Genomic DNA, 12,884 nt, shown 5'->3' with positions numbered 1-12,884 from the left:
CACTAATGATGGTAAAGTCCTAACAATTTTGAAAAATTCTGCAAAACATCCGTTCTAATTGGGTCTTGTAGAAATATCATTGGAAAGATCTTGTTAGGCACGAGTTTATGCGTGTTTCCGCTGTTGCCAGTTTGATCGTGGCGATCGGGTTAGGAGGAATAGTACCGGAGGCAGTCGCTTCAGTTTTGAATCCCACGTTGGCGGATACGGTTACACGACCCATGCCTCACGCTGGCTCAACTCCATCTCATCGCATCAGCCAGGCTCAACCCAACTCCATTTATTATTATCAGGACTATCAGGAAGCCCCGGCTCAACCCACAGCAACTGCAACCCCAAACGCTACAACGTCTGACACAACCGGGTTTCCCAGTCCTGGTTCTACTCCGAGTCCCTCGACGTCGGGTTCCGTCACGCCAACCGTTGACTTTCCGCGTCCGGTAGTGGTGCCTATTAGCCCTGCCAGTCCGCCAATTGCTCCAGCACCCTCAACTCCAGTAGCACCGTTAACCACCAGTGACCTGGCGGTGACAACGTTGAGTGTGCGAGTCCAGGGAGCCGATGCGGAGTTGCAGCAATTGGTTTTACAGAGCATTCAGACGCGACCCGGTGGAGCCACCAGTCAGAGCCAACTGCAACGCGATGTCAACACTATTTTGAATACAGGATTGTTTGCCAACGCTACGGTGTTGAGCTATGCCCGACAAGAAGGGGTGGATGTGTTGTTCACCGTCGAGCCTGTGGTGGTGCGATCGCTCCAACTCAACGGGGCACGAGTTCTCAGCCCAACGACAGTAAACGAAATCTTTCAAGCCCAGTTGGGACAACCGATTAGCCCCAATGCTCTACGACAGGGAGTTGAGCAGATCAATCAGTGGTATGCCGACAATGGCTATACGCTGGCGCAGGTGATTGCTCTGCGTCCCGATCGTAACGGGGTCATCACCATTAACGTAGCTGAGGGAGTGATTGCCCGTGTCAACATTCGTTTTTTGAATGCGGAGGGTAGCCCCACGGACGAACAGGGGCAACCGATTCAGAGTCGAACGCAGGAGAGCTTCATTCGCCGTGAGGTGCAACTACAACCGGGGCAAATCTTTAACGAAACCACAGCTCAGGAAGATTTACAGCGATTGTTTCGCTTAGGGGTGTTCGATCGCGCCGATATTGCTTTAGCGGGTGATCCTCAAGCCGTTGATGTTACCTATAACCTGATTGAGCGTCCCTCGCGATCGATCAATTTGGGGGGTGGTTACAGCGACCAGGCAGGATTGTTTGGCACGATTACCTACCAGGACAACAACATTGGCGGCATTGGACAACGACTGGGCGGCAACCTGCAAGTCGGCACCCGTGATTTCCAGTTTGATGTCAACTTCACCAGTCCCTACCGTGAGAGTGCGCCCGATCGCCTGGGATATCAGGTTAATGCCTTTCGGCGGCGCATCCTATCGCCCACCTTTACCCGCGAGGTGCGGTTGCCCAACGGCGACATTGCCCGTGAAGGACGGTTTGGTGCTGGGGTGAGTGTAATGCGCCCGATTGGTGAATGGGATGCGGAATTGGGGCTAAACTATACCCGCGTCAGTATTCGGGATGGCAGCGGCGATATCGCAACAGAGGACGAGTTAGGTAATCCCTTAACGGTGAGTGGCGAGGGGGCAGACGACCTGACCACGTTATCGTTTGAAGTCACCCAAGATCGCCGCAACAATCTGGTAAATCCCAGTGATGGGTCGGTGCTGTCGCTGCGAACGGAGCAATCCATTCCGATTGGGCAGGGCACTATTTTGCTCAACCGTCTGCAAGCCAACTACACGCGCTACTTTCCGGTGAATTTGCTGGATGCAGGCACCCCAGAAGAACCAGAAGTTTTAGCCTTTAACGTGCAGGGTGGAACGATTTTTGGGGATGCCCCTCCCTACTATTCCTTTAATTTGGGAGGCGGTAACTCGGTGCGCGGCTATCGAGAAGGACGGGTTGGTACAGGGCGACGCTATGTGCTGGCATCAGCGGAATACCGCTTTCCTATTTTTCGTCCGGTGGGTGGCGTGTTCTTTGCCGATTTTGCCTCCGATTTGGGGTCGGGGGATGAAGTGTTAGGGGAACCCGCGATCGCCCGTGATAAACCCGGGACTGGTTTCGGTTACGGCTTCGGCGTTCGCATCATGACCCCAATCGGCTTGCTCCGGGGTGATTATGGATTTAACGATGAGGGAGAGAGTCGATTTTTCTTTGGCATCGGTCAGCGGTTTTAGAAAAGTGATTAATCGCGCCCCTTCCCTTTTCGTCTTTTATCGTTAATTCTTCACCTCTTCTTCTTCAAACTCCTGTGCCATAATCAATCACAGTGCTAGGTGTTGCAGTGTGAACCAGCTACTGGGTGGTCGCTACCAATTCATCAAAATCTTAGGCTCAGACGTATTAGGACGAACCTATCTCGTCGGTGATACTCAGCTTTCTGGTTATCCTAAGTGCGTCATTCGACACCTCAAACTGCCTGAGCAAAACCCCCGGACACTGCGCTTTGTACTAACACTCCTCAAGAAGAAGGCGGAGTCGCTTCAAAAGTTTAGTAAGCACGATCGCATTCCAAAAATTTTGACCTTCTTTGAGGAAAATAATAATTTTTATTTAGTTGAGGAATTCATTCCCGGACAGCCGCTCACCCAAGAACTTGCTCCCGGTCACACCTGGACTGAATTACAGGCAACCAAGCTCTTGCAAGAGATGTTAGAGATTTTGGTCGTGGTGCATGGTTGGGGTGTGGTGCATCGCAATATCAAACCGTCTAGCTGGATTCGCCGCAGTTCAGATGGATTGTTGGTGTTAGCAGGGTTTGGCATTTTTAGAGAGATCAGTGCTCAGGCAACGCGATCGCTGACTTCTACATCAGGCAACAGCACTCCAACCACCAACAGCATAGATGGGGCATCCCCCTATACCCCACCCGACCAGATTCAGGGGCAATTGCAGTTCAACAGTGACCTGTATGCCGTGGGTGTCATCATCATTCAAGGCTTGACCGGGCTGACAACAGAGGTGTTGTCACAGGTGCTTGCGGCTAATCCTGCGAATGAACAGGGGCGTTCGTGGCATAGTCATACCCAGACGGGACGAGAGCTCAGTCTGGTGCTTGACAAACTGGTACATCCCGACAGCAAACAGCGATATCAGCAGGCAACAGAAGCGTTGGACGATCTGCGGAGTCAGGTGTTGTCTAAGCAAAACCTGTCAAAACTACCTACACCATTGTCAAACGGGGGGTCACCCAATGGGATGTTGGCGAAGGAGCCTGAACCGCCTCAACCTCAATCGCCCCAGTCGTTACAACTACCCCCTCCACCAGCCCAAGCCTCCCATCACCGCCCCCGTCGCCCGTCGCTCCAGGCGATCGCCCTTGGGGCAGTGGTCGTGGCAGTGTTGGCGGCAGTGCTGCTGAAATTGCCGCAATCCTTACTGGCGCAGTATTTTTTGCAGCGAGCCTCCGAGCAAAAGCAGTTAAATCGCCCAGAGGAAGCGATCGCCAGTTATACGCGATCGCTTCAATGGCATCCCACCAGTTCTGCCTACTTTAATCGCGGCATTGCCCTGACCGAGCAACAGGATTTGCAAGCCGCGCTAGAGGATTTGGATCGAGCGATTCAGCTTGACCCTGATATGGCGCAAGCCTATTACGAACGCGGCAATCTCTGGTTTGAATTGGGCGATCGCCAGCGTGCTATTGCCGACTATACTCAAACGATTCGTCTGGCTCCCAATTCCCCTAAAGCCTATGTCAACCGGGGAACTGTGCGAGCAGAGTCTGGGGATGAACAGGGCGCGATCGAAGACTACACACAGGCAATTCAACTCGATCCAATCTTTCCGGCGGCCTATCTCAATCGTTGCCTATCACGGTCAAACTTAAAAAATCATCAAGAAGCGATCGCCGATTGTACGCAAGCGATAAACTTGCAACCTAACTCGGTGCGGGCTTACCAAAATCGCGGTTTGACTCGACGGCGATTGGGCGATTTAACAGGTGCCATCGAAGATTTTAATATTGCGATTCGGCTTGATCCACAAGATCCAGACCCATACTACAATCGTGGGCTTGCCCGCTATGAGTTAGGAGATCAACAAGGGGCGATCGCTGACTACACGGCTGCGATTCAACGCAACCCAGAACATGTGTTTGCCCACTACGACCGGGCCTTAGTCCGAGTCGAAGCTGGAGATCAACGTGGCGCGATCGAAGATTTTCAGCAATCTGCAACGTTGTGTCTCAACTCAGGTCGTATGGGCTGCTATGAAGATGCTCAATATCAACTGAAGCAACTCCAGGGAAATTAAGCGTGGTTGAGCAGGGTTGTTGCTGGAAATGCAACAATCTCACGACGACCGCTTCCCCGATAGGAAGTGTCTCTACGGTTGGTGTCACCAACCAGTTGGAATTGAGTTGTCTCAGCATTGAACTCCACGGAGGAAGTTGCCATGTCTGAAGTGGCAATTGCCAAACCAGTCACGAACAGAGTTGAGAGAACAGTGAACGTAAAAACGCGCATGGGAACAACCTATATAGAGGCATTTAATTCCCTATACAGGCTTGCCAGCCCTTATCCGGATAGCCCTGATGGGGTTTTCCCTGAAAATGTCAAGAGCGATCGCCAAAAAGCCGGAGTTTTATTGAAACTCCGGCTTCTACAGTAAATTAACGTGAATTCGGGATAAGGATTTCGGCGGTTAAAACTGCCGCTATCAGAGCAAAACCGACCTGCGTCGGTTCGTCAAACCTGGATTTCGGTAGTCCGCGTCGGCGGACTTGGCTCAAATAGCTGCGAATTTATTCGCCGGGTTCCTAAACCGACGTTAAATTGCAGCTCTAGCCGCGAATTCATTCGCCAGATTAAACCGAACTGACGTTAAATTGAGGGCTGCAACCAGGCTTAAACCGGGGAGACGAGGTTCTTACGGGTACGTTGCTTTGCAAGCAGGCGCGATCGCCAGTCCCGAATCTCCTGCGCTCTACGGGCGATCGGTGAGAGATACCGGGGAGCCTCAACGGCTTCAGCCTCAGACTCATGCGACCGTGTTTTGGTGTTCATGCAGTCTGCCAGCTTGTCTAGATACGGCTCTAACTCCAATGCTCGCAACACCTGCTCTGCCGACTGATAGCGATCGACGACAGAGCACTTCAGCATCTTGCTAAGCACCTTGCCAAAGTGATCACTCAAATGCAGCATCGACTCCCACATAATTTCGCCCGTCAGGGGGTCGCAGTCAAACTCCATTGGAGGACGCCCCGTCAGCAAATACAAGCAGGTCATGCCGATCGCATAGATGTCGCTGGCGAAGACAGGACGCAGTGAGATTTGCTCAGGTGGAGCAAACCCAACTGTGCCTACAAACTGGGTTGACTGCCCCCGTTGGGTCATGTCATCAACCTCAACAATCTGCTCTTTGACGGCTCCAAAGTCAATCAACACCAGACGACCATCGTCCTCACAGCGGATGATGTTGAGAGGCTTGATGTCGCGGTGAATTACCTGATTGCGGTGGATGTAGTCAAGCACAGGAAGAATTTCCCGCAAGAACCGCTTGACCGCCAGTTCTGAGAGCGGACCAACATTGCGAACTTCCTTTGCCAGGTTAACGCCCCGAATATACTCCTGCACCAGGTAAAACTCACCCTGTTCTTGAAAGTAATCAAGTAATTGGGGAACCTGAGCGTGACTACCCAGTTGGGCTAACGTCTTGGCTTCCCGCTCAAACCGCTCAGAAGCTCTTTGAAGAATGGCAGGATTGTTAACCTTAGGGCAGAGCTGCTTAATGACGCATTCAGGGGAACCAGGCAAACTGACATCTTTGGCAAGATAGGTGACTCCAAAACCACCCCGACCAAGAGTTTGCAAAACCTTGTAACGATTACGGAAGAGCCTTTTAGACCCACACAATTGACTCAGCGGAGTGTTTTGAGTGGGACGTCGGAAGCGTGAAAAGATGGCTACTGAAGAATCCATCGCAGGAGTTTAGGTTGGTAAAATGCTCTAGTCAAAAATAATCTAGCAGGCAATTTGCTCGGATTATGTCCATCACAGAAGGCACTAGCGTTTAACTGCAAACCTGTAAAGAAGAGTTCGGTGAGGACAACTTAACAAAAGTGCGATGCTAATCCTGAAGCGTTGGTAGCTGTTTTATTTTTTACATAAATTCTGGAATAAGTAGGGAAGATTCACCTCGGTAGTTATAGGGATTTATAAAGATACGATAAAAGAACAAGGCACTAACTGCCAAGTCTAAGGGGAAAGTTTTTGGCTTTTATAAAGTTGTTGTAAAGATTGGATTGCGAGAGGTTACAACATTTACCTATTTCGATACCTATTTCAGCCAAAAATCTGTAGCGTCGTATCCTAAATCACTCAGCATTTGCCGTAATAGAGGCAGGCTCAACCCAATGACATTGGTATGGCATCCCTGAATGCCTTCTACGAAGAAGCCACCCCGACCCTCTATCGCAAAACAACCCGCACAGTGAAGCGGTTCCCCCGTTGCTACATAGGCTTCAATTTGGCGATCGCTCACCTGAGCAAACTGGACTTGCGTAACCTGACAACGCACGATCGTTTTGTCCTGCGTACCGTCGATCAGGGCATGTCCGGTATAGAGTTCGCCAACCCGACCCCGCATCTGTTGCCATCGGGCGATCGCCTCTGCTGCATCGGCAGGTTTGCCATGAATCTCACTATTTAACGCCAAGATCGAGTCACACCCCAACACTAATGCCTGAGGAAACTGAGGTGCAACCGTTTTTGCCTTACTGTGGGCGAGCACTTTGACATACTCAGCCGGGTTATTGACCTGAATCTGGTCTTCGTCAAAGTGGCTCGGCTGAACAATAGGTTCGATGCCCACATTTTGCAGGAGCCGTCGTCGGGCGGGAGAGGCGGAGGCTAGGACAAAGGGAGGAAGCATGAGAAGAGAGGAAGGATAAACGATAAAGGATGAAGGATAAAAGAGAAGAACGAAACATGAAAAAAGAAGAAGGAAGAAAAGATAAACGATGAAGGATAAGTAAGGAAGAGGTACGATTCACCACGTCTGTAATTAACTTTTTTCTCTCTTCTTGTTTCACTTTTCTGTTTTCATCCTTTCACTGCGGTGGCAATTCTAGCGGAACGGCTCCTAAGTTACCTTTGCGAAAGTCGTTCAAAATTTGCCGAGCGGTTTTCTCGCGATCGCTCTGATATCGATGCTCAGAGAGTGCCTCAATGTAGCTCTCCCCGGTCAGAGATTCAGAGGCAAAATCATAGCGCGATCGCAAAACATCCTCTGACACCACATTGGGGGCGATCGCCTGAAGTTGTTTGAGCAGATCGACCAGAGCAGCGGCAATGCGCTGGTTGTCATACGCCGCTTCGCCAATGTCGTCACATATCGCCAGCTTGATCGCTGCCATCTGGTCTTTTAACTGGGAAGGCAAAATACCGGGGGCATCCAACAGTTCCAACTCATCAGAGATACGAACCCAGCGTAACTGCCGTGTGACACCGGGACGACGCGCACTCTCGACCACTCGCCGCTTCAGCAGACGGTTGATCAGAGCCGATTTGCCAACATTGGGAAAGCCGATGACGACCGCACGCACAGGACGAGGCAACATACCGCGATCGCGCCTGCGTTGATTCATTTGGGCTCCCGCCGCTTGCGCCGCTTGAGACACAGCATCAACCCCCTTACCGTGTTGAGCGTCGGTAAAGTAGGGAGTTTCGCCGTTGGCATCAAACCACTCTGTCCACTGCTGCCGCAACCGGGGGGGAATCATATCCATCCGGTTTAACACCAGCACTCGACCTTTGTTGTTAACCCACTGCTTCATTTGCGGGTGATGGGTTGACAGGGGAATTCGAGCATCCCGAACCTCCAACACCACATCGACTTTTTTAAGCTGGTCAAGCAACTGACGTTCAGCTTTGGCAATATGCCCTGGATACCACTGGATCGGAGGAGAACTCATGATTTAAGGAACAATTAACACCGGACAGGGCGAGAGATTGATCACGCGATTGGTAACGCTGTCAGAAGCTCCCTCATCGGTTAGCCCCAAACCGCGACATCCCATAACGATCAGATTGGCTCCGATTTCGTCAGCGACATCGCAGATCGTAAAAGCAGGTTTGCCCTGACGCTCGATCAGTTCCGCTTCGATGCCCTGCTCACTAAAGAGGGTCTTTGCTGTTTGCAACAGCTCAGCGATCGCGGCTGGCGAGGTCATGGTCAAATCGGCTGCCGTAGGATTGGCTTCTTCATCAGGGCTTTCGACCACAGACAGAATGACCAGACGACTCTTATAAGTTTTCACAATATTGGCAACAGTATCTGCTGCCTCACGAGATTCACGACTTTGGTCAATGGGAAACAGAACTATCTTAAACATGATGCGCCTTATTGATTTGAATTCAACAGTTGAAAGATGGATAAAGAGGTCTTTGGAGAAGGGTTTCGATAGTGTTAGTGAGTAAAAATGCTGGTTGGTTACGGGATACCTTTAGCGGTAGAGTCATGGAGCAAAACGCTGGCATCTGAGAATAGAAGTGGCTTAAGAAAAGCTAATCGATTTCAGATCGCAGGGAATGATCCCAGACAGATTACAATGATTGATAGGTATAAAGACTTATTTAGGGGGTTCAAGCGGTGTCAAAAAAAACTCTAGCAAATTTAGCAGCATCTGATTTGCAGGATAAGCGCGTCTTAGTGAGAGCAGACTTCAACGTTCCCGTCGATGACCAAAACAACATCACGGATGACACCCGGATTCGGGCGGCTCTACCTACGATTAACGAGCTAACGTCTAAAGGAGCTAAGGTCATCCTGACGAGTCACTTCGGTCGTCCTAAAGGTGTGACTGAGAAATACCGTCTGACCCCTGTCGCCAAGCGTCTCTCCGAAGTGTTGGGGCAAGAGGTGATTAAGTGTGATGACTGCATTGGAGAAGAAGTCGCCACCACCGTTGCTGCCATGAAGCCAGGTCAAGTCATTCTATTAGAGAATGTACGCTTCCATCCTGAAGAAGAGAAAAACGACCCTGAATTCGCTAAGCAATTGGCATCCGTTGCAGATTTGTACGTTAACGATGCGTTCGGGACAGCTCACCGCGCCCATGCGTCCACAGAAGGTGTGACCCACTATTTGAAGCCTTCCGTCGCTGGATTCCTGATCGAAAAAGAACTGCAATACCTGCAAAGTGCAATCGAATCACCCCAACGTCCTCTAGCGGCGATCGTCGGTGGTTCTAAGGTATCCAGCAAAATCGGTGTGATTGAAACCCTCCTGGAGAAAGTAGACAAGCTGCTGATCGGGGGTGGCATGATCTTCACTTTCTACAAAGCGCGTGGCTTGTCGGTCGGTAAATCCCTGGTCGAAGAGGATAAATTGGAACTGGCACAAGCTCTAGAAGCGAAGGCCAAAGAGCGGGGTGTGGCTTTGTTGTTGCCCACCGATGTGGTCGTAGCAGACAACTTCGCCGCCGATGCCAATGCTCAAACCGTCGGCATTGACGCGATTCCCGATGGTTGGATGGGTCTAGACATTGGTCCTGACTCGATCAAGGTCTTCAAAGACGCTCTAGCAGACTGCAAGACCGTCATCTGGAATGGTCCCATGGGTGTGTTTGAGTTTGACAAGTTTGCCAAAGGCACCGAAGCGATCGCCTATGCATTGGCTGATATCACCAAAACTGGAGCAACCACTATCATCGGTGGTGGTGACTCGGTCGCAGCCGTTGAGAAAGTTGGGGTTGCTGACCAAATGAGCCACATTTCCACCGGGGGCGGTGCTAGCCTCGAATTGCTGGAAGGCAAGGTGCTTCCAGGTATTGCTGCCCTGGATGATGCTTAAGCCTGGTTTAGAGTTTCTTTGACTTTGGCATGAGGATGGGGCAGGCATGGGTCTGCCCCTTTTTATCAGCGGTTCTAAGATGAGAATAAATTTTTGATAGATTTGGGCTATTGCGATCGCTCTTTAGCCCTCAAGAAGCGATTGGATGCATCAGCAGATATCACTGTTTGGAGTGACTCAACTATGGAACTCACTGTTGTTAAATTTTCTTCAGAAGACTGTGGACTTTGCCACAAAATGTCGTTTTATGATCAAAAAGTAGCCGAAGAACTGGGGCTAAAATTTGTCGATGTCAAAATGCAAGACACCGCCACTTATCGCAAATATCGCAAGATTTTGTTAGCGCAATACCCCGACAAGGCTGAAATGGGTTGGCCCACCTACCTGGTTTGTGATGCCCCTGAAGGCGATTTCAAAATTGTCGGTGAGGTCAAAGGTGCCCATCCCAAAGGGGAGTTTCGCGGCAAATTGCAAGAGGTTTTGGCAACCATGAATTAGCATCAGGGGGGATTAGCAACAGGAACGCGATTATCGAAGTCAGAAAACAATTCGGCAATTTCAGAGTGCGGGCATCTTGCCCGCGAGCGAGACGCTCGCACTTCTTTTACCGGAGCAATTTTTAATCTTGAATAATCGCGTCTCTTTGCTTATTGCGCTGGTTCAAATTGTTCAACTTCCAGGACGGGACCAATCATCGCCATCGTCATCACATCGTCACGCACCTTTCCCTCGACTTTGACCTTCAACCCATCTTTCAACAGGTCTTTGGGCGCACCCTGATGCAGCTCATAGGTTTCCCCAGTGGTGCTGACAAGTGCCCAGGTGCCTGCTCCCAGGTCAGAGCGTTGAACTTTGCCTTCAACGGTGATGCTCATGATAAATGCCCTTATCCTTCGTGTGCTGTCTTAGCGGCAATTTTTGCCAAACCAAAGCAGAGAAACGCATTGAGAACGAGATAGGAACGGGCGATCGCCCCATCCCCCATCCACAATACCTGTGGTGAAAGAATAGCACTGACCAGCAGACAGGACGCCACTCCCAGGGCAGAACCCACTGCAAACCACTTCCATTGCTGGTGCCCCAGCAGTAACGCCACCAGAACCAGGGGAATCAACACACTTGCCGTAATCGGATTCAAAACGCCACTTCCCTGAAACGCGCCTCCCAACTCTGGAATAGAGCTACCCAACACCCGGAACGGTAATTGCGGCGCGTCATACAGATACAATCCCCGCAGGAAAAATAAACCGCTGCTGCCAACGACGGCTCCCCCTGCAAAAGCAAAGCTAAACCAGGGCAGATAGTTACGCAGGAACCATGCCAACAAGTAGGAACCCAGCACCATGAGAATCTTGGGCATCAGCGCAACCACGCCACCATCAAACCAGAAACGGAGGTTGAGATAGCCGTTATCACGCAACCATCGGAAGAAATCACGCACGGTGATCTGTCCTTTTTGTGCCAGACGCACCGCCGCAGTCGCGTCTAACTGACCTGCCCCAAAGTGGTTAAGTTCATCATCTTGAATAACCCGTGCTGACTGGCGCAAAATTTGGGCGATCGCGTCCGGTTCCTCTACACCTGCTGCTTTGACTAGAGCCGCCACACCCGCAACGTGGGGAGACGCCATGCTGGTACCCTGGAATGACGCAAAAACGGCTGCGCCTGTCTGTGGATCAATCGTGTTTTGCAAAATGCCGCCCGCATCGCCATCGACTTTAGAGCCACCAGGAGCGGAGATATCCACCCCAGCCCCATAGTTGGAGTAGGGAGCTTTGGCTCCACTCGGATCGAGTGCAGAAACCGCGATGACATTGGGATAGCGGGCTGGATAGGCCGCTGCATTCGCATTAGAATTCCCTGCGGCAGCAACAATCACGACCCCTTTGCTATGGGCGTAGTCGATCGCCTCTTTCATCACGGCTGCATCGCCACCACCACCCAGGCTCATGTTGATCACATCTGCCCCGTTATCGGCTGCAAACCGAATCGCCTCAGCGATATCAGCAACCGTGCCACCGCCTGCCGCACTCAACACTTTAAGAGGCATCAAGCTGGCATGATAGGCAACCCCTGCGACGCCATACCCGTTATTCGTGGATTGAGCGATTGTCCCTGCGACGTGGGTTCCGTGTCCGTTGTCGTCTGAGGCATCTGTGCGATCGTTGACAAAGTCATAACCGGGGACAAATTTGGTGTCCATCAAATCGGGAACCTGACTAATCCCGGTATCGATAACTGCAACAGTTACGCCGTCTCCTTTGGTTTCGTCCCAGGCTGTCTCCACATTAATGCTTCGTAGGTTCCACTGTTTGGCGTAGTCAGGGTCATTGGGGATGTCGAACGCCTGGTAGAGGTAGTTAGGATCGATGGATTCTACATCCTGTCTAAATTCCGACTGTCGCAATGCCTTCAACAATTGTGGATTGCCAGGTAACACATAGACCTGTTCAGTTTGCGAAAAGGCACTGTTCAGTTGAGGCGTTACTCCAAACTGTTGCGCGATCGCCTGAATCTCTTGTTCAATCTGAGCCTGTCCCAGGTTGTCTTTGAAGTCGAGGATAATGGAGTCGTACTGTCCTCGCATTGCTAACCCCGGAAAACTCAGCAGTGCCCAGGTTAAGCCCACTAGAAACAGAAGCAACAACAGGACTCGTTTCATATCCCTCTACCCAGCGACGTAATCTAACCAAGATAGCTCAGGCAAGGTTGGAGTAGCCAGAGTGAGTGGGGAAAACAAAAAGGATAAAGGATGAAGGATAAGGGATAAATAAACAGGGTTCATTCTTTATTCAAAGAATGAACCCTGAAAGTACATTTAGATTATTGGGCTAGTGCGAGTATCTTGCTCGTGACCCTTACGAAAATAGGATACTGAGTTAGTTTTTATCCTTTATCCCTTATCCTGTAATTGCTCAATCCAGTAGCCAATCGGTCTGCTTTGAGGTAAGGGCACGGGAAATGGCGTCAAAGGCAGAAATGCCCTGACGCTTTGCAGTATTGACCAG

12 protein-coding genes are annotated in these 12,884 nt (G+C 50.9%); 5 read left to right on the top strand and 7 right to left on the bottom strand.

Annotated elements, in window-relative coordinates; all coding sequences use genetic code 11:
* The first annotated feature begins 107 nt into the window (after positions 1-107).
* Both H6G89_RS27680 and H6G89_RS27675 read left to right on the top strand, forming a co-directional pair.
* Positions 108-2,258, top strand: coding sequence for a BamA/TamA family outer membrane protein (locus tag H6G89_RS27680; protein WP_190512736.1), 2,151 nt, complete (start codon positions 108-110; stop codon positions 2,256-2,258).
* A 109-nt stretch (positions 2,259-2,367) separates the two neighbouring features.
* Positions 2,368-4,335 (top strand): protein kinase family protein, encoded by a 1,968-nt coding sequence (locus H6G89_RS27675; RefSeq protein WP_190512734.1) that lies wholly within the window; start codon positions 2,368-2,370, stop codon positions 4,333-4,335.
* Here H6G89_RS27675 and H6G89_RS27670 read toward each other — a convergent pair.
* Positions 4,332-4,478 carry a hypothetical protein gene (locus H6G89_RS27670; protein WP_190512732.1) on the bottom strand — a complete coding sequence of 49 codons (147 nt, stop codon included), beginning with the start codon at positions 4,476-4,478 and terminating at the stop codon, positions 4,332-4,334. The two genes, H6G89_RS27675 and H6G89_RS27670, sit on opposite strands and share 4 nt — an antisense overlap.
* On the opposite strand from H6G89_RS27670, the gene H6G89_RS27665 reads away from it, so the two are divergent.
* Positions 4,477-4,692, top strand: coding sequence for a hypothetical protein (locus tag H6G89_RS27665; protein ID WP_190512730.1), 216 nt, complete (start codon positions 4,477-4,479; stop codon positions 4,690-4,692). The genes H6G89_RS27670 and H6G89_RS27665 overlap by 2 nt on opposite strands.
* A gap of 236 nt (positions 4,693-4,928) precedes the next feature.
* On the opposite strand, the gene H6G89_RS27660 is transcribed toward H6G89_RS27665, so the two are convergent.
* The 4 genes from H6G89_RS27660 to H6G89_RS27645 all read right to left on the bottom strand — a co-directional run bounded on the left by H6G89_RS27660 (position 4,929) and on the right by H6G89_RS27645 (position 8,416).
* Positions 4,929-6,002, bottom strand: coding sequence for a serine/threonine-protein kinase (locus H6G89_RS27660; RefSeq protein WP_190512728.1), 1,074 nt, complete (start codon positions 6,000-6,002; stop codon positions 4,929-4,931).
* Between the two features lie 358 nt (positions 6,003-6,360).
* Complete coding sequence (locus H6G89_RS27655) at positions 6,361-6,954, bottom strand: Maf family protein (protein WP_190512726.1); 594 nt, start codon at positions 6,952-6,954, stop codon at positions 6,361-6,363.
* Positions 6,955-7,132: 178 nt separating this feature from the next.
* Complete coding sequence (ylqF, locus tag H6G89_RS27650; protein ID WP_190512724.1) at positions 7,133-7,996, bottom strand: ribosome biogenesis GTPase YlqF; 864 nt, start codon at positions 7,994-7,996, stop codon at positions 7,133-7,135.
* A gap of 3 nt (positions 7,997-7,999) precedes the next feature.
* Positions 8,000-8,416 carry a universal stress protein gene (locus H6G89_RS27645; protein WP_190512722.1) on the bottom strand — a complete coding sequence of 139 codons (417 nt, stop codon included), beginning with the start codon at positions 8,414-8,416 and terminating at the stop codon, positions 8,000-8,002.
* Between the two features lie 257 nt (positions 8,417-8,673).
* On the opposite strand from H6G89_RS27645, the gene H6G89_RS27640 reads away from it, so the two are divergent.
* Both H6G89_RS27640 and H6G89_RS27635 read left to right on the top strand, forming a co-directional pair.
* On the top strand, positions 8,674-9,876 hold the full coding sequence (locus H6G89_RS27640; protein ID WP_190512720.1) for a phosphoglycerate kinase: 1,203 nt from the start codon (positions 8,674-8,676) through the stop codon (positions 9,874-9,876).
* Between the two features lie 93 nt (positions 9,877-9,969).
* The gene (locus H6G89_RS27635) at positions 9,970-10,374 is read left to right on the top strand and encodes a thioredoxin family protein (RefSeq protein ID WP_242060149.1); all 405 of its coding nucleotides are present in this window, start codon (positions 9,970-9,972) and stop codon (positions 10,372-10,374) included.
* A 149-nt stretch (positions 10,375-10,523) separates the two neighbouring features.
* Here the strand turns inward: H6G89_RS27635 and H6G89_RS27630 are convergent, their stop codons facing one another.
* On the bottom strand, positions 10,524-10,751 hold the full coding sequence (locus H6G89_RS27630; protein ID WP_190512718.1) for a hypothetical protein: 228 nt from the start codon (positions 10,749-10,751) through the stop codon (positions 10,524-10,526).
* 11 nt (positions 10,752-10,762) lie between these two features.
* Positions 10,763-12,538: a S8 family peptidase gene (locus H6G89_RS27625; protein ID WP_190512716.1), complete on the bottom strand. Its 1,776-nt coding sequence runs from the start codon at positions 12,536-12,538 to the stop codon at positions 10,763-10,765.
* Positions 12,539-12,884: the final 346 nt, after the last annotated feature.

This window comes from Oscillatoria sp. FACHB-1407 (genome assembly GCF_014697545.1).
GTDB lineage: Bacteria > Cyanobacteriota > Cyanobacteriia > Elainellales > Elainellaceae > FACHB-1407.
Note: the sequence above shows the minus strand (reverse complement) of the source record. Positions and strands in the feature narration are given on the sequence as shown.

Excerpts from the sequence above, each read along its gene's own strand:
- H6G89_RS27670 (WP_190512732.1), bottom strand. The coding sequence starts at position 4,478 with ATGGCAACTTCCTCCGTGGAGTTCAATGCTGAGACAACTCAATTCCAA.
- H6G89_RS27625 (WP_190512716.1), bottom strand. The coding sequence starts at position 12,538 with ATGAAACGAGTCCTGTTGTTGCTTCTGTTTCTAGTGGGCTTAACCTGG.
- H6G89_RS27660 (WP_190512728.1), bottom strand. The coding sequence starts at position 6,002 with ATGGATTCTTCAGTAGCCATCTTTTCACGCTTCCGACGTCCCACTCAA.
- H6G89_RS27665 (WP_190512730.1), top strand. The coding sequence starts at position 4,477 with ATGTCTGAAGTGGCAATTGCCAAACCAGTCACGAACAGAGTTGAGAGA.
- H6G89_RS27645 (WP_190512722.1), bottom strand. The coding sequence starts at position 8,416 with ATGTTTAAGATAGTTCTGTTTCCCATTGACCAAAGTCGTGAATCTCGT.
- ylqF (WP_190512724.1), bottom strand. The coding sequence starts at position 7,996 with ATGAGTTCTCCTCCGATCCAGTGGTATCCAGGGCATATTGCCAAAGCT.
- H6G89_RS27655 (WP_190512726.1), bottom strand. The coding sequence starts at position 6,954 with ATGCTTCCTCCCTTTGTCCTAGCCTCCGCCTCTCCCGCCCGACGACGG.
- H6G89_RS27630 (WP_190512718.1), bottom strand. The coding sequence starts at position 10,751 with ATGAGCATCACCGTTGAAGGCAAAGTTCAACGCTCTGACCTGGGAGCA.
- H6G89_RS27680 (WP_190512736.1), top strand. The coding sequence starts at position 108 with ATGCGTGTTTCCGCTGTTGCCAGTTTGATCGTGGCGATCGGGTTAGGA.